Annotated in this window: 13 protein-coding genes and 1 pseudogene; 7 read left to right on the forward strand and 7 right to left on the reverse strand. The window is 71.0% G+C overall.

Annotated features, from left to right (window positions below):
- Positions 1-59: 59 nt before the first annotated feature.
- Complete coding sequence (locus tag ACFV6V_RS14740) at positions 60-521, forward strand: MaoC family dehydratase (RefSeq protein ID WP_385564139.1); 462 nt, start codon at positions 60-62, stop codon at positions 519-521.
- Between the two features lie 497 nt (positions 522-1,018).
- Positions 1,019-2,659, forward strand: coding sequence for a penicillin-binding transpeptidase domain-containing protein (locus ACFV6V_RS14745; protein WP_385564141.1), 1,641 nt, complete (start codon positions 1,019-1,021; stop codon positions 2,657-2,659).
- 227 nt (positions 2,660-2,886) lie between these two features.
- Here ACFV6V_RS14745 and ACFV6V_RS14750 read toward each other — a convergent pair whose 3' ends face one another.
- From ACFV6V_RS14750 to ACFV6V_RS14760, 3 genes are all read right to left on the reverse strand, one after another.
- Positions 2,887-3,534: a TetR/AcrR family transcriptional regulator gene (locus ACFV6V_RS14750; protein WP_385564143.1), complete on the reverse strand. Its 648-nt coding sequence runs from the start codon at positions 3,532-3,534 to the stop codon at positions 2,887-2,889.
- A gap of 80 nt (positions 3,535-3,614) precedes the next feature.
- Positions 3,615-3,902, reverse strand: a complete 288-nt coding sequence (locus ACFV6V_RS14755) for a YiaA/YiaB family inner membrane protein (RefSeq protein ID WP_361286925.1) — start codon at positions 3,900-3,902, stop codon at positions 3,615-3,617.
- 108 nt (positions 3,903-4,010) lie between these two features.
- On the reverse strand, positions 4,011-5,162 hold the full coding sequence (locus tag ACFV6V_RS14760) for an acyl-CoA dehydrogenase family protein (protein WP_385564146.1): 1,152 nt from the start codon (positions 5,160-5,162) through the stop codon (positions 4,011-4,013).
- Between the two features lie 63 nt (positions 5,163-5,225).
- On the opposite strand from ACFV6V_RS14760, the gene ACFV6V_RS14765 reads away from it, so the two are divergent.
- The 3 genes from ACFV6V_RS14765 (at position 5,226) to ACFV6V_RS14775 (ending at position 7,630) form a co-directional block, all read left to right on the forward strand.
- Positions 5,226-5,888 (forward strand): TetR/AcrR family transcriptional regulator, encoded by a 663-nt coding sequence (locus ACFV6V_RS14765; RefSeq protein WP_385564149.1) that lies wholly within the window; start codon positions 5,226-5,228, stop codon positions 5,886-5,888.
- 18 nt (positions 5,889-5,906) lie between these two features.
- On the forward strand, positions 5,907-6,599 hold the full coding sequence (locus ACFV6V_RS14770) for an ArsR/SmtB family transcription factor (protein ID WP_385564152.1): 693 nt from the start codon (positions 5,907-5,909) through the stop codon (positions 6,597-6,599).
- A gap of 83 nt (positions 6,600-6,682) precedes the next feature.
- Entirely contained in the window at positions 6,683-7,630 is a 948-nt protein-coding gene (locus tag ACFV6V_RS14775; protein WP_385564266.1) for a DMT family transporter, read from the forward strand.
- A gap of 68 nt (positions 7,631-7,698) precedes the next feature.
- On the opposite strand, the gene ACFV6V_RS14780 is transcribed toward ACFV6V_RS14775, so the two are convergent.
- The 4 genes from ACFV6V_RS14780 to ACFV6V_RS14795 all read right to left on the reverse strand — a co-directional run bounded on the left by ACFV6V_RS14780 (position 7,699) and on the right by ACFV6V_RS14795 (position 13,256).
- Positions 7,699-8,778, reverse strand: a complete 1,080-nt coding sequence (locus ACFV6V_RS14780) for a Zn-dependent alcohol dehydrogenase (protein ID WP_385564155.1) — start codon at positions 8,776-8,778, stop codon at positions 7,699-7,701.
- 42 nt (positions 8,779-8,820) lie between these two features.
- Positions 8,821-10,212, reverse strand: coding sequence for an aldehyde dehydrogenase family protein (locus ACFV6V_RS14785; protein ID WP_385564159.1), 1,392 nt, complete (start codon positions 10,210-10,212; stop codon positions 8,821-8,823).
- A gap of 208 nt (positions 10,213-10,420) precedes the next feature.
- Positions 10,421-10,837, reverse strand: a complete 417-nt coding sequence (locus tag ACFV6V_RS14790) for a hypothetical protein (RefSeq protein ID WP_385564162.1) — start codon at positions 10,835-10,837, stop codon at positions 10,421-10,423.
- A gap of 181 nt (positions 10,838-11,018) precedes the next feature.
- Positions 11,019-13,256, reverse strand: coding sequence for a molybdopterin-dependent oxidoreductase (locus tag ACFV6V_RS14795; RefSeq protein WP_385564165.1), 2,238 nt, complete (start codon positions 13,254-13,256; stop codon positions 11,019-11,021).
- Positions 13,257-13,535: 279 nt separating this feature from the next.
- Here ACFV6V_RS14795 and hmgA point away from each other — a divergent pair, with 279 nt between their 5' ends.
- Positions 13,536-14,888 (forward strand): homogentisate 1,2-dioxygenase, encoded by a 1,353-nt coding sequence (gene hmgA / locus ACFV6V_RS14800; RefSeq protein ID WP_385564168.1) that lies wholly within the window; start codon positions 13,536-13,538, stop codon positions 14,886-14,888.
- 12 nt (positions 14,889-14,900) lie between these two features.
- Positions 14,901-15,383, forward strand: a pseudogene (locus ACFV6V_RS14805) (GntR family transcriptional regulator); the annotation flags it as partial.
- Positions 15,384-15,530 lie beyond the last annotated feature (147 nt).

Here is a 15,530-nt window from a genome sequence, read left to right on the forward strand (position 1 = left end):
CCATGCTAAGCAGTCGCTTAGATGCGCGATCGCCACGGATGAGAGGCAGGGAAGAGAAGATGGCCGAGCCGAGGATCTTCACGTCCGCCGATGAACTGGTCGCCGGGGTCGGTGAGCAGCTCGGGTACAGCGACTGGCTGGAGGTCGACCAGAAGCGGATCGACCTCTTCGCCGATGCCACCGGCGACCACCAGTGGATCCACGTGGACCCCGAGCGCGCCGCCGCCGGCCCGTTCGGCAGGACCATCGCGCACGGCTATCTCACCCTGTCACTGCTGCCCGCGCTCGTCCCTCAGATCATGCGGGTCGAGGACATCAGGATGGGCATCAACTACGGCACCAACAAGGTCCGCTTCCCCGCGCCCGTGCCGGTCGGCTCCCGGCTGCGCGCCACGGCGGTACTGAAGGGCGTCGAGGAGGCGGGCGGCGGCGTCCAGGTGACGGCCGTCGTCACCGTGGAGCGCGAGGGCGGCGACAAGCCGGTCTGCGTGGCCGAGTCGGTGTCGCGCTACTTCTTCTGAGCGCCACGCCTCCCGGGCCGCCGCCTCCGGGCCACTAGCACTCCAGCAGTACTTCGTGGTTTGACCTGGGGAAACGTCGGGCGGTGGGAGTGTAGCGGGCAGAGTGCCGTCACGGACGGGTTCTGCCCGCCGGCCCCTCGAAGGAGTGCACACGACGACGTGAACACCCCGGGTCGGGGAAGCCGGGTCATGATCACCGATCAGGCCGAGGCCTGGGACCGAAACCTGGACCACCCCTTCACCACCATCGGGCACCACTTCGGCCGCGTCGAACCCCGCCGCCGGATGCGGGACTACGTGCGCGGACGGTCGCTTCGCAGCTTCAGTCCGCGTAAGGCACGATTCGGTGTGCGTTCCGGTCGGGTAACGATCAGTTCTGGCGACTCTGGGGTGACATACGGCCCCGTAGAGCATACGTATTATGTCTTGAACATGTTCAAGTGAACATGTTCGTACGCCGGGTCGTCCGTACGGGGCTCTTGGGGAGGGACTGCACCATGCGCAGCGGAGTGAAGACCGCCTTCGTCGGCGGGGTGTTCGTCCTGGTGGCGGGCGGGGTGGGGTTCGCGGGCTACGAGATGCTGGGCGGGGACTCGGATGGTGCGGGCCTCGGTGGCGCGGACGCCGCGCCGCTGAACTCGTCCAGGTCCGGGGAGGTTACTGCCAAGGAGGTCGAGCGGACATCGCGGGACTTCCTGGCGGCGTGGGCTCGCGGGGACGCGGACGCGGCGGGGACGCTGACCGACGACCCGGCGGCGGCCGGGGAGGCGCTGCGCGGCTTCCGGGAGACCGGGCATGTGGAGAACGCCGTGGTCACGCCGGGCGCGGCGAGCGGCGCCACGGTGCCGTACACGGTGAAGGCGACCATCAGTTTTAAGGGGCACGAGAAGGAGCTGGCGTACGCCTCGGAGCTGACCGTGGTGCGGGGCAAGAGCAGTGGGCGGGCGCTGGTGGACTGGCGGCCGACGGTGCTGCACCCGAAGCTGATCGAGGGCGCGACCCTGCGGACCGGTGAGGCGAAGACGATCCAGGCGGTGGACCGCGAGGGCCGGGAGCTGACCGCCGAGAGGTACCCGTCGCTGGCCCCCGTGCTGGACACCCTGCGTACCCGGTACGCGGACGGGGCCGCGGGCGAGCCCGGCGTCGAGACCTGGATCGAGCCGGCCGACGCGGACGCGCCGAACCGGACGCTGCTCACCCTCGCCAAGGGAAAGACGAAGAAGCTCCAGACGACGCTGGACGCCGATGTACAGGCCGCCGCCGAGCAGGCGGTGAAGAAGTACGACCGGGCCTCGGTGGTCGCCGTCCGGCCCAGCACCGGCGAGATCAGCGCGGTCGCCAACAGCCCGGCCGGCGGGTTCAACGTGGCGATGGAGGGGGCGCAGGCCCCCGGCTCCACGATGAAGGTCGTGACCGCGGCGATGATGCTGGAGCACGGCCTGGTCGGCGGACCGACCTCCCCGGTCGAGTGTCCGAAGGAGGTGACCTGGTCGGGCCGGACCTTCCACAACAACAAGAACTTCTCGATCGCGAACGGCACCTTCCGGGACAGCTTCCGCCGCTCCTGCAACACCTTCTTCATGAAGGCGCTGGGCCCGCTGAACGCCAAGGGCGTGGAGGACATCGCCCTGAGCCAGACGGCCCGCAAGTACTTCGGCCTGGGCGGGGTGTGGTCCATCGGGATCGTCTCCACCGACGCCCGCATCCCGGTCTCGAAGGGCCCCGAGACGGCCGCCTCCTACATCGGCCAGGGCAAGGTCACCATGAACGCCCTCAGCGTCGCCTCCCTCTCGGCGACCGTGAAGAACGGCGCGTTCCGCCAGCCGGTGATCGTGCCCAGGGAGATGATCAAGGGCGAGCTGACCACCGCCCAGCCGCTGCCCGGGAACATGGCCGCCACCCTGCGCAGCGTGATGGGCGCCGCCGCGACCGACGGCACCGCCGCCAAGGCGATGTCCAAGGTCAGCGGCGACAAGGGAGCCAAGACCGGGTCGGCCGAGGTCGACGGGCAGAGCGACTCCAACAGCTGGTTCACCGGCTACGCGGACGACCTGGCCGCCGGCTCGGTCGTCCAGTCCGGCGGCTACGGCAGCGGGCCGGCGGGCAAGATCGTCGCGTCCGTGCTGAACGCACGGTAGGGCGGAGACGGTCCGGTCGGCAGCGCGGAGACGGCCGGACGGGCCGAGGCGCACGATACGACGGCGGAGGCTGTCGACGCCGTGGCCAGTCTCGTTCCAGTACATCCACACGGGGCCGACCGAGGGGGTCGGTAGCGGGCAGAGTGCCGTTCACGGAAGGGTTCTGCCCGCTACACTCCCACCGCCCGACGTTTCCCCAGGTCAAACCACGAAGTACTGCTGGAGTACTAGGGCCTTTGCTTCTCCTGAGCGGTAGTGGCACCGACCATGCGCAGCGCGAGGTCGGCGTAGAGAGCTCCGACCTCGTCCGGCGTACGGCTCCCCTGGGCGCTGAACCACCTGGCCACGTCGATGCAGAGGGACAGCACGGCGAGAGTCGTGCCCGGGACGTCCGGTACGTCGAACTCCCCTGCCGCGACGCCTTCTTTGACGAGGCGCTGGACCACCGCGTCGGATTTGCGCCGCAGGGCGACGATCTCTGCGCGGTGCTCCTCGCTGAGCGCGTCGAGCTCGTACTGCACGACCCGCGCCGTGGTGTGCCGCTCGGCGTGCCAGCGGACGAAGCAGCGCACGGCGTCGGCGAGCCGTGCGGCGGCGGTGCCCTCCCCGCCGGCCGCCTCCTCCAGGAGTTCCAGCGCACGGTCGTGCCCGATGCGGCTGATCCGGTGGAGCAGCTCTTCCTTGGTCTTGTAGTGGATGTAGAGCGCGGCCGGGCTCATCCCGGCGCGGCCGGCGATGTCGCGCGTCGTGGTGGCGTGGTAGCCGCGCTCGGCGAAGGCCTCGACGGCGGCGACGAGCAGCCTTCTGGCCGCCTCCGGAGTGACCTCGCCCCACGGCATGTCATCGACGCCGGCCCGTTCCTCCGCCGTACTCATCGCTCGCTCCGCCCCTTCGTCTCCGCCTCCTGGCCGGACGAACACCATACCCTGAACCTGAGCAAGCGCTTAGAACACGCTCACAGCTTCTGGAAAGGGTCGTGCTCGGCCAACAGCTTCTCCACCCTGGCCTGATCCACCCGGCTGACGATCTGACCTGCCTCCTGCTTGTCCCGTACGACCTTGGCCAGGGTGAAGGACGAGGTGGTCAGGTACAGCACGGCGATGCCGAGGAAGGCACGCACCCAGACATCGGCGTCCAGGTTGACGATGCCGAGGGTGACCGCACCGAGCGCGATACCGAAGGAGATCGCGGCCTGGGCGTAGTAGGCCGCCGTGTTCTGCTGGGTGATCTGTCTGTCGCTCATGGGACCAGCATCGGCGCGCGTGACGGCCGCCACATCCGTACGGGTACTCAGATGAACATCTCAGATGAACGGTCAGCTTAGGGGGCAGCTCCGATGCGGGCCCGGTACTCAGAACGCCGAGACCCCGGTCAGCGCACGGCCGATGATCAGCTTCTGTATCTGGCTGGTGCCCTCGTACAGCGTCATCACCCGTGCGTCGCGGAGCAGTTTGCCCACCGGGTACTCGTCGATGTATCCGTATCCGCCGAAGACCTGGAGTGCGTTGTTCGCGGCGCGCACCGCGGCCTCGGAGGCGAACAGCTTGGCCTTGGACGCGGCCGTGGCGAAGTCCTCGCCCCGGTCGACGAGATCGGCGACCCGCCAGGTCAGCAGCCGCGCCGCGTCCACGTCGACAGCGATGTCGCTGATGAGCTCCTGCACCAGCTGGTAGGAGGCGATGGGCTTGCCGAACTGCTCACGCTGACCCGCGTAGCCGACGGCGGCGTCAAGCGCCGCCTGAGCGATGCCGACACAGCCGGCGGCCACCGACATCCGCCCCTTGGCCAGCGCGGACATGGCGATCGAGAATCCCTTCCCCTCGGGCCCGAGCATCGCCGTTGCGGGGATCCGGACATCCCGGAGGACCAGCTCGGCGGTTGCCTGACCGCGCAGCCCGAGCTTGCCGTGGATGGCGCGGCGGGTCAGCCCCGGGGTGGCCGTGGGCACCAGGAACGCAGAGACGCCCCGGTGGCCCGGACTGTCGTTGGTGCGGGCGAAGAGCAGCACGACGTCGGCCCAGGTGCCGTTGGTGATGAACATCTTCGAACCGTTGAGGACGTAGTCCTCGCCGTCCCTTGCGGCCCTGGTGGCGAGGTTCCCTGCGTCGGACCCGGTGCCGGGCTCGGTGAGCCCGAAGCAGCCGAGGGCCTCGCCCGAGGCGAGCCGGGGCAGCCAGTACTGCTTCTGCTCCTCGCTCCCCCAGGCCGCGATGGTCTTGGTGACGAGCCCGAGGGACACGGAGACGATCCCGCGCACCGATGAGTCGCCCCGCCCCAGCTCCTCGGTGACCAGGCAGTACGCGAGGTGATCACCGCCCGAACCGCCGTACCCCTCATCGATCGTGAGCCCGAGGAAGCCGACGGCACCCAGCTTCGCCACGATCGCCCGGTCGATGTCCTCGGCCCGGTCCCACGCGGCCACATGGGGCGTGACCTCCCGCTCGACGAAGTCGCGGGCGAGTTTCCGGACAGCCTCGTGCTCATCGCCGAGTTCCAGATCCACCGGGCACTCCCCACTTTAACTAACACTGCTAGTTTCTGGTTGGCAGGGCCTACTATGTGCCGCATGGCCCGACCGCGCAAGCCCCTCCTCAGCAGAGAACGCATCGTCGAGGCGGCGAGCGCGCTGGTGGACTCCGAAGGACTGGACGCGGTCTCCACCCGCCGCCTCGCCGCGGAGCTGGGCGTGAGCGGCCCTTCGCTCTACAACCACTTCCGCAACAAGGACGAGATCCTGGACGCGGTGGCCGACGCCGTCAGCGCCAAGGTGGACCTGTCGATGTTCGACCCGTCGGACGGCCGCGGCTGGCGCACGGCCCTGCACGACTGGGCCCTCTCCTATCGCGCGGCCCTCACCGAGCACCCCAACATCGTCCCGGTACTCGCTCGCGGCCCCGGCCGCAGGCCCGCGGGCCTGAAGGTCGCCGACACCGTCTTCGGTGCGATGGTCCGGTCCGGCTGGCCACCTCACCAGGCGACCCATATCGGCGCGCTGATGCGGTACTTCATCACCGGCTCGGCGCTCGGCTCCTTCGCCCGCGGTTTCGTCGACGACGAAACCGCGTACGACCCGGCCGACTATCCGCACCTCGGCCAGGCCCATCTGCTCGCCGACCGGCAGCAGCAGGTGGACGAGGGGGCGTTCACGACGGGACTGCGGGCGCTGCTGGACGGGCTCGCAGTGCAGTACGCACGGCGACCGGACACTTCGGCCGACACCGAAGCGTAGTCGCGGGACCCTGGGGACATGGCTCCCGAAGACCTCGCCGCACTGGCCGCGCTGCTCGCCGACCGGACCCGCGCCGCCATGTGCCTCGCCCTGCTCGACGGCCGGGCCTGGACCGCGGGTGAACTGGCGCGCCATGCCGGAGTGGCCCAGTCGACCGCCAGTGAGCACCTGGGCAAGCTGGTCGCGGGCGGTCTGCTCGCCGAGGAGCGGCAGGGGCGGCACCGCTATGCACGGCTGGCCGACGCGCGGGCCGCGCACCTCGTGGAGGAGCTGGCCGCCTACACCGCTCCCGTGGCCGAGCCTCCGCGTTCGCTGCGCACGGCGAACGCCCAGAGCGCCATGGCACGAGGGCGCACCTGCTACGACCATCTCGCGGGGCGCCTCGGCATCGCGATCACCGAAGCCATGACCGCGCGCGGGCTGCTGCTCCAGGACACCGGTTTCGCGCTGACCGACGCCGGTCTCGAATGGTTCCGGGACGCGGGGATCGCGCTGCCGCACGGCGGACGCCGACCGCTGGCCCGGGCCTGTCTGGACTGGACGGAGCGCAGATCGCATCTGGCCGGGGTCGCGGGCGCCGAGTTGTGCCGGCACGTTCTTGCGGTCGGATGGTGCATACGCATCGGATCGCAGCGGGCCGTGAAGGTCACACCGGACGGGGAGCGGGCGCTGCGCGAGCTCCTGGACATCGAAAGCGAGGCACTGCGGTGAGCAGAACGCTGCGGAGGACAACGGTGCACACCGACAAGCCGCAGGCGTACGGCCATGCCGCTTCGGGCACCGAATGGCGCGCCATGGCCGCAGCCGCCACCACCGTCGTCCTGTGGGCCTCGGCCTTCGTCTCGATCCGCAGCGCGGGTGCCGCGTACTCCCCCGGCGCGCTCGCGCTCGGCCGGCTGCTCGCGGGGGCGCTGGTACTGGGGGTGATCTGCGCCCTGTGCAAGGAGGGACTGCCTTCGAGGGCTGCCTGGCCGGGGATCGCGGTCTCGGGACTGCTCTGGTTCGGGGTGTACATGGTCGCCCTCAACTGGGGTGAGCAGAAGGTCGACGCGGGCACCGCGGCGCTGGTGGTCAATGTCGGGCCGCTGGTGGTGGCCCTGCTCGCCGGGTGGCTGCTGGGAGAGGGGCTGCCGCCGCGGCTGCTTGCCGGGATGGGCGTGTCCTTCGCCGGTGCCGTGGTGGTGGGTCTGTCGATGGCGGGCGACGGGTCGGCTTCCGTGGTGGGTGTGCTGCTGTGCCTGCTGGCCGCGATCAGCTACGCCAGCGGGGTGGTGGCCCAGAAACCCGCACTGCGCCACGCGTCGGCGTTGCAGGTGACCACCTGGGGGTGTGTCACGGGTGCGGTGGCCTGTCTTCCGTTCAGCGCGCTGCTGTGGGACCAGGCCGCGCGGGCGCCGTTGTCCGCGACGCTCAACATGATCTACCTCGGGGTGTTCCCGACCGCGCTGGCCTTCACCACCTGGGCGTACGCCCTGGCGCGGACCACTGCGGGCAGGATGGGCGCGACCACCTACGCCGTACCGGCCATCGTGGTGCTCATGTCCTGGCTGCTCCTGGACGAGGTGCCGGGCTGGCTGACCCTGATCGGGGGTGCCCTGTGTCTGGCGGGTGTCGCCGTCTCCCGGTCGAGGTCCGGGGGCCCGGCGCGGGAGGGACGGAGCGGCGTCGAGGAGCCGGCGGACGCGGTGACGACAGCCTCGGAGGCAGAGAACGGCGACTCCGAAGGCGGCACCAAGCCCTAGGACCGAACCGTGGAACCACTTCAGAAACGCGGACGCGGTAGAGCCCACCGCGCCCGCGCCGGACTTGCTCAGAGCACGACCAGCGCCCTGGCTCCCTTCCCCGCGATCATGTTGTCGAAGGCGGCCGGAATGCCGTCCAGGCCGATCCGCTCGCTGACCAGCGCGCTCAGGTCGAACCGGCCCATGCGGATGTGCTCCGCCAGCACCGGGAGGTCACGCGCCGGGTCGGAGTTCCCGTAGACGCAGCCGGAGAGGGTCCGGCCCCAGTGGAAGATCTCCAGGGCGTTGAACGTGACCTGCTGGTCCTTGCCGCCGATGCCGACGACGGTCGTACGGCCGCCGCGCCGCGTCGAGTCCCAGGCGGTGCGGATCGTCTCGGCGCGGCCCACGCACTCGACGGCCACGTCCGCGCCCTGGCCGCCGGTCAGCTTGCGGATCTCACGGGCGGTGGTGTCGGAGGCGACGACATAGTCGGTGGCACCGGCCCGGCGGGCCAGTTCCTCCTTCTCGGGGGACACGTCCACGGCGATGATCGTGGACGCACCGGCGATCCGGGCGGACTGGAGGGTCGCGAGCCCGACGCCACCGACACCGAGGACGACCACCGACTCGCCCTCGCGGACCCGGGCGCTGTGGTGCACGGCGCCGTAGCCGGTGAGCACCGCGCAGCCGAGGAGCGCGGCATCGACGAGCGGCACCCCGTCCGGGACCGGCAGGACGCAGTTGGCGGCGACGACGGTCTCCTCGGCGAACGCGGCGACGTTGAGGCCGGGGTGGAGTTCGGTGCCGTCCTCGGCGACCGCGTGCACCCTTGATGTGCCGGTCAGGGCGTCGGCGCAGAGCCAGACCTCGCCGATCGAGCAGTGGTGGCACTTCCCGCAGGACGGCGCCCAGTTGAGGACGACCCCGTCGCCGGGGGCGACATGGGTGACGCCTTCGCCGACGGAGACGACCGTCCCCGCTCCTTCGTGGCCGAGCACGGCGGGTACCGGTACCCGCATGGTGCCGTTGGACAGGGAGAGATCGGAATGGCAGACCCCTGCGGCGGCGATACGGACCCTCACCTGTCCGGGACCGGGCTCGGGGAGCTCGATCCCGATGATCTCCAGGGGGGAGCCGATGGCGGGCAGTACGGCGGCGCGGACCACGCTGGGCACTCCTCGGTGTTTTTCAGAACTGGTCGGGACTGGTCAGAACTGGAGGGACTTGGTGTGCAGATACTCGGCCAGACCGTGCGGGCCGAGTTCGCGGCCGATGCCGGACTGCTTGTAACCGCCGAACGGCGCCAGGGGGTTGAAGCGACCGCCGTTGATGTCGACCTGTCCGGTGTCCATCCTGCGGGCGAACGCGACGGCCTCGTCCCTCTCCCCCCACACCGCTCCCGCCAGGCCGTACACGGTGCCGTTCGCGATCCGCAGGGCATCGTCCTCGTCCTCGTACCGCAGGATCGAGACGACCGGCCCGAAGATCTCCTCCTGGGCGATGGCCATCTCGGGGGTGACGTCGGCGAAGACGGTCGGGGCGACGAAGTAACCGGTGTCGTGCGGGGCTTCGGGACCGCCGGCGACCAGCCGGGCGCCTTCGGCGATGCCCTGCTCGATATAGCCGCGCACCCGCTGCTGCTGCTTCGCGTTGACGAGCGGGCCGATGCGCTCGCCGGGTACGTACTTGGCGACGGCCGCCGCGGCGAGCGTCACGGCCTCGTCGTACTGGTCGGTGTGCACGAGCATGCGGGTCCAGGCGCTGCACGTCTGGCCGGAGTTGGACATGACGTTGGCGATGCCGACGCTCACGGCCTTGGCCAGGTCGGCGCTCGGCAGGATCACATTGGCGGACTTGCCTCCGAGCTCCAAAGCCACGCGCTTGACGGCGCCACCCGCGGTCGCGCCGATCTGGCGGCCGACGGCGGTGGAGCCGGTGAAGGAGACCAGGTCCACTCCGGGGTGTGCGGCGAGCGCCTGTCCGGCGACCGGGCCGAGCCCGGTGACCAGGTTGAACACTCCCGCCGGCAGGCCCGCCTCGTGGACGGCCTCGGCGAAGAGCTGGGCGGTCAGCGGAGTGTCCTCGGCGGGCTTGAGCACGACCGTGCAGCCCGCCGCCAGTGCGGGGGCGACCTTGGCCACGATCTGGTGCAGCGGGTAGTTCCAGGGCGTGATGGCGCCGACGACACCGACCGGTTCCAGCAGCACGGTGGAGTTGCCGATCTGCTCCTCGAACGAACAGGAAGCGGCGAGTTCCGCGTACGAGCCGGCTACCAGGACCGGCAGGCCCGCGTGCACGGTCTGGGCCAGCTGTGCGGGTGCACCGAGCTCGGCGGTGACGGTCTCGGCGATCTCGGCCGTACGGGCGGCGAGCGCGTCGCGGAGCGCGGTGAGGGCGGCCGCGCGTTCGGCGGGCGGTGTGGCGGCCCAGGCGGGGAAAGCGGCGCGGGCGGCGCGTACCGCCGCCTCCACGTCCTCTGCCGTACCGGCCGGGACATGGGCGATGACCTGCTCGTCCGCTGGGTTCACCACCGCGATGGTGTCGGTACCGGCGGCGGGCTCCCAGGCGCCGCCGATGTACATCCCGTCGTGGGCCTTCATCCGCTGTCTCCTTTGGGCGTGGCACGGCAGTACTCGCGATCCGACGCCCAAACTAGCGGTGTTAGTTTTCCAGCGCCACGTCCACGTGCCCGGGTGGTGCTGTGATTCTCCCCCCACTCCCGTTTCTCCCCCACCCCACCCCGCTCCTTCCTGTAGCGGGGTGGGGAGACTCTGGGGATGCGGGACCCGAGGCCTGTGCGAGCTGGTTTCAGGCCGGCGTCTGACCAGCCGCCGCCGGGGCCGCCTGCACCTGGCGGGCTGCGGCGGGCGACGCCGAGATCGAGGCGACCCGGGCGGACTCGCCGATCGTCCCCACCTGGACCCGCGACCGGTCGCCGGCGGGCGCCGCCGAGATCGCCGCAGCCGTGGGGGCGGTCTGGGCGGCAGCGGGGGCGCTCTGTGCGGCCTGGACCTTCTCGTCCGGCCCCTTGGCCACCGACGACCAGGTGCGCAGCCGGTGACTCGCGGCCTCGTCCAGGCTCACCGGCGCCCCCCGCTGCTCCGCGAGCCGGCTGGCCTCACGGCCGAGTGCGGCCACATCGTCCCAGCGCAGCCGCAGGACGACGGACAACTCAGCGCCGCCGTCCGGGAGTCCGTGGATGATCGGCCCGTCACCATCAGTCATTGCCGCTCCTGTCGTTCGCGCTCAGACGTGTCACCGCACCGGAGAACCGCGCCCCGGAGACCCGCCGGAGTGAGAGGTACCGCCGCGTCTGTTCCGGACGCGGACAGTCCTTAGTACGCAGCGGCACCAACTCGCGTTCAGCACGCGCACGAACGCGAGAGCGATTCATCGAACAGAAAGCTCATCGAACGGAAAGAGGAGGCGCGGCAGGAGCGACGTCCACGGCGAAGCCATTGAGCACAGCCGTGCCGGACAGCGGGTCGAGCAGCGAGCCGTCGAGCAGCTGGTTGACGTTCACTCCGGGCCGCGCCGCCGCCACCGTCATCCGGATGCCGGGGCGGTCGTGTCCCCAGCCGTGCGGAAGACTCACCACACCGGTGCGCACGGTGTCGGTGACCTCCACCGGCACCTCCAGCCGTCCTCCTCCCGCCACGATCACAGCGGCGGCACCCTCATCGAGACCGAGCCGGGCGGCGTCATCGGGATGCACCTGGAGGGTGCAGCGGTTGGAACCGCCGTTCAGCGCGGGGACGTTGTGCAGCCAGCTGTTGTTGGAGCGCAGATGGCGGCGGCCCACCAGGACAAGTCCCCCGCCCCGCTCCCCCAGGGCGCGGCGCAGTCGCGGCAGATCGGCGGCGACGGGCCCCGGCAGCAGCTCGATGCGTCCGCTGCGGGTCCTGAGCACCTGGCCGAGCCGGGGACGCAGCGGGCCCAGGTCGACTCCGTGCGGCCGGTCGAGCAGATCGCCGAGTGTGAGGTCGTAGGGGCCGAGGCGGAGCATCATGTCCAGTCGCCGCTCGGGACCGGTGGCGCCGGCCAGCCCGGCGGCCAGCGCCTTGGGGTCCTGTCCGTGTACCGGTGAGTGCGGGTCGGCGACGGCTTTGACGAGCGAGGCCTCGATGACCGTCTCGTCGACCGCGGCGGGGTCGGTTCCGTGCATCCCGCCCACGGCGAGGATCAACCGGGCGTGGATCTCGCACTCGTCCATCGCGCCTTGGTCGAGCGGGATGGCGGCGGGTGTGTAGCGCGCCTGGTTGCGCACGGCGAAGGCGTTGAAGGCGAAGTCGAAGTGGGCGCTGCGGGACGGGGGCGGCGGGGGCAGCACGACATCCGCGTGGCGCGAGGTCTCGTTCAGATACGGGTCCACACTGACCATGAAGTCGAGGCCGCCGCTCAGGGCGCGGTCCAGCCGGTCCCCGTCCGGCGCGGAGAGCACGGGGTTGGCGGCGATCGCGATCAGGGCCCGGATCCGCCCGCTACCCGGGGTCTCGATCTCCTCGGCCAGTGCCGACATGGGGAGTTCACCCTTGGCTTCGGGATGGCCGCTCACCCGGCTGCTCCAGCGGCCGAGCGCGAAGCCCTTGCCCGGGCCGTCCGGTCGAGGCGCCCGGTCGGTGGCGGCGAGGGGGAAAAGAGCACCGCCGGGCCGGTCGAGGTTGCCCGTGAGGATGTTGAGGACGTCCACGAGCCAGCTGGCCAGGGTGCCGTGCTCGACGGTGCAACTGCCGATGCGCCCGTACACGGCGGCGGTCGGGGCGGCGGCCAGCTCGCGGGCGATGGCACGTATCTCCGCGGGTTCCACATCACAGGCCGCCGCGACGGCTTCGGGGGCGAAGTCCCGTACGGCCGCCCTGACCTCGTCCACTCCTTCCACCCGCCCGGCAAGATCGCCGAGGTCGGTGAGTCCTTCCTCGAACAGGACATGGGCGAGTGCGGCGAGCAGCAGGGCGTCCGCGCCCGGGCGGATGCTCACGTGCCGGTCGGCGAGCCGGGCGGTGCGGGTGCGCCGCGGGTCCACGACGGTGAGACTGCCCCCGCGGCGGCGCAGCGCTTTGAGCTTGCCGGGGAAGTCGGGCGCGGTGCACAGGCTGCCGTTGGATTCCAGCGGATTGGCCCCGAGCAGCAGCAGATGGTCGGTGCGGTCCAGATCGGGGACGGGTATGGCCGTCGCACTGCCGAAGAGCAGTCCGCTGGAGACGTGTTTGGGCATCTGGTCGAGCGTCGACGCGGTGAAGAGGTTGCGGGTGCGCAGGCTCGAGAGCAAGACCGCGGGATAGAGCCCGCCTGCCATGGTGTGCACATTCGGGTTACCGAGGACGACCCCGACCGCGTTCGGTCCGTGCTCCTCGATCAGCGGCCGGATCCGCGCGGCGACGGTGTCGAACGCCTCGTCCCAGGTCGCCTCGCGCAGCTCACCGGATGCGGCGCGGACCAGGGGGGTGCGCAGCCGGTCGGGGTCGGCGTCGAGCTCGCCGAAGGATGCGCCCTTGGGACAGAGGAAGCCCTGGCTGAAGACATCCTCCTGGTCGCCCCGGGCGCCGGTGACACGGCTGCCCTCGATGGTCAGGGTCAGCCCGCAGGTGGCTTCGCACAGCGGGCAGATCCGCAGGGCGGTGCGGGTGGCGTCGGTTTCTGGCATGGGGGTCTCCCGTGGGCGGTGGCGTTGGCGCGCGGGCAGGGCGAGCATACCGACCGGTATGCATGACGGCGAGGGGTAGCGCGACAACCGAGAGGCACCACTCGGCGCCATGACCGGGACACGCCGCGCCACGACGGAGGCACCGCCGGCGCCACTGCGGAGACACCGCCCATCGTGTCGCTCTTCGGTGTCGGGGGGCGATGCCGTTGACGTGACCGCACTGCCAAGGAATCCTACTGTTGAGCATAGGATTCCTTAGCGGACGCATCGGGAGTACGCATGAGCGGCAACGGGACGAGCGGCGGCAACAGCACCGAGCAGGCCAGGAAGACCGCCGAAGGCCTGGAATACCTGTCGGGCTTCGGCAACGAACACAGCTCCGAGGCCGTGCCGGGGGCGCTGCCGCTGGGCCGCAACTCGCCGCAGCGGGCCCCGCTGGGCCTCTACGCGGAGCAGCTCAGCGGCTCCGCCTTCACCGAGCCGCGCGCCCACAACCGGCGCTCCTGGCTGTACCGGATCCGGCCGTCCGCCGCCCACCCGCCGTTCGTCCGCGTCGACAACAACGCGGTGCGCTCCGCGCCCTTCGCGGAGACCGTGCCGGACCCCAACCGGCTCCGCTGGAACCCCCTGCCGGAGCCCGCGCCGGGCACCGACTGGCTGGCGGGCCTGTGGACCCTCGGCGGCAACGGCGACGCCGCCCAGCGCACCGGAATGGCCGTGCACCTCTACCACGCCAACGCCTCCATGGAGCGGCGCGTGTTCAGCGACGCGGACGGCGAACTGCTCATCGTGCCCGAGCACGGCGGGCTGCTGCTGCGCACCGAGTTCGGCCTGCTCGCGGCCCGGCCGGGCGAGGTGGCGCTGATCCCGCGCGGCGTACGCTTCCGGGTCGAGCTGCTCGACGACACCGCCCGCGGCTACGTCTGCGAGAACTACGGTGCGCCGTTCCAGCTCCCGGACCTGGGACCGATCGGCGCCAACGGGCTCGCCAACGTGCGGGACTTCCGCGCCCCGGTCGCCGCGTACGAGGACGTCGAAGGCCCCGTGGCGGTGGTCAACAAGTTCTGCGGCAACCTGTGGGCCGCCACCTATGACCACTCCCCGCTCGATGTGGTGGCCTGGCACGGCAACCATCTGCCGTATGTCTACGACCTGCACCGTTTCAATGTGATCGGCACGATCTCCTACGACCACCCCGACCCGTCGATCTTCACCGTGCTCACCTCGCCGACCGACACCCCCGGGCTCGCGAGTGTGGACTTCGTGGTGTTCGCGCCACGCTGGCTGGTGGGCGAGGACACCTTCCGCCCGCCGTACTTCCACCGCAACGTGATGAGCGAGTACATGGGCCTGATCGAGGGCGCCTACGACGCCAAGACCGCGGGCGAGGGAGGCTTCGTCCCCGGCGGCGGCTCGCTGCACAACATGATGTCCGCGCACGGCCCCGACAGGGAGACCTTCGACAAGGCCAGTGCCGCCGAGCTGAAGCCGCAGAGGATCGACGACGGTCTCGCGTTCATGTTCGAGACGCGCTGGCCGGTGACCGCGACCGAGCAGGCGGCGAGCGCCGGGCATCTGCAGGAGGGGTACGACGACGTATGGCAGGGTCTTGAGCGCCACTTCCGGTCGTAGTACGGAGATGCCATGACCGCCTTCGCCCCAGACTCGCTCGTCCTGAACCGCAAACTGCCGTTGTGGTACCAGGTCTCGCAGTCCCTGCGCGCCTCGATACTCGGGCGCGGGCCGCACGACCCGCTGCGGCTGCCCACCGAGGAGCAGCTCGCCGAGCACTACGGCGTGAGCGTTCTGACCATGCGGCAGGCGCTGAAGGAGCTGGAGGCCGAGGGGCTGATCAGCAGGCACCGCAGGCGCGGCACGTTCATCGAGCCGGGCGCGCGACGCAGTGCCCCGCGGCGGCTGCTGGGCTCGATCGACGCGATCGTGGCCCAGCAGTCGGGCGAGCGGACCACCGTCCTGGGGCATGGGACGTCCACGGTGCCCGGTGAGCTCGCCGAGTTCTTCACGGACGTGGACGAGGTCGTGACGTACCGCAGGCTCCGCTGCGACGGGGACAGCGGCGAACCGACGAACTGGGCGGAGAACGCGGTACGGCCGGACATCGCGGCGGGGGGGGGGGGGGGGGGGGGGGGTGGGGGGGGGGGGGGGGGGGGTGGGGGGGGGGGGGGGGGGGCCGCCCCCGGGGGGGGGGGGGGGGGGGGCGGGGGGGGGGCCGTCACTGCCCGGGTCCGGCCAGCCGCTCGATCGCCGCCATGG

The sequence above is a fragment of the Streptomyces sp. NPDC059828 genome (genome assembly GCF_042731955.1).
In the GTDB taxonomy this organism is placed as follows: domain Bacteria; phylum Actinomycetota; class Actinomycetes; order Streptomycetales; family Streptomycetaceae; genus Streptomyces.

Coding starts and splice junctions, on each gene's coding strand:
- ACFV6V_RS14740 (WP_385564139.1), top strand. CDS start 60: ATGGCCGAGCCGAGGATCTTCACGTCCGCCGATGAACTGGTCGCCGGG.
- ACFV6V_RS14745 (WP_385564141.1), top strand. CDS start 1,019: ATGCGCAGCGGAGTGAAGACCGCCTTCGTCGGCGGGGTGTTCGTCCTG.
- ACFV6V_RS14750 (WP_385564143.1), bottom strand. CDS start 3,534: ATGAGTACGGCGGAGGAACGGGCCGGCGTCGATGACATGCCGTGGGGC.
- ACFV6V_RS14755 (WP_361286925.1), bottom strand. CDS start 3,902: ATGAGCGACAGACAGATCACCCAGCAGAACACGGCGGCCTACTACGCC.
- ACFV6V_RS14765 (WP_385564149.1), top strand. CDS start 5,226: ATGGCCCGACCGCGCAAGCCCCTCCTCAGCAGAGAACGCATCGTCGAG.
- ACFV6V_RS14770 (WP_385564152.1), top strand. CDS start 5,907: ATGGCTCCCGAAGACCTCGCCGCACTGGCCGCGCTGCTCGCCGACCGG.
- ACFV6V_RS14775 (WP_385564266.1), top strand. CDS start 6,683: ATGGCCGCAGCCGCCACCACCGTCGTCCTGTGGGCCTCGGCCTTCGTC.
- ACFV6V_RS14785 (WP_385564159.1), bottom strand. CDS start 10,212: ATGAAGGCCCACGACGGGATGTACATCGGCGGCGCCTGGGAGCCCGCC.
- ACFV6V_RS14790 (WP_385564162.1), bottom strand. CDS start 10,837: ATGACTGATGGTGACGGGCCGATCATCCACGGACTCCCGGACGGCGGC.
- ACFV6V_RS14795 (WP_385564165.1), bottom strand. CDS start 13,256: ATGCCAGAAACCGACGCCACCCGCACCGCCCTGCGGATCTGCCCGCTG.
- hmgA (WP_385564168.1), top strand. CDS start 13,536: ATGAGCGGCAACGGGACGAGCGGCGGCAACAGCACCGAGCAGGCCAGG.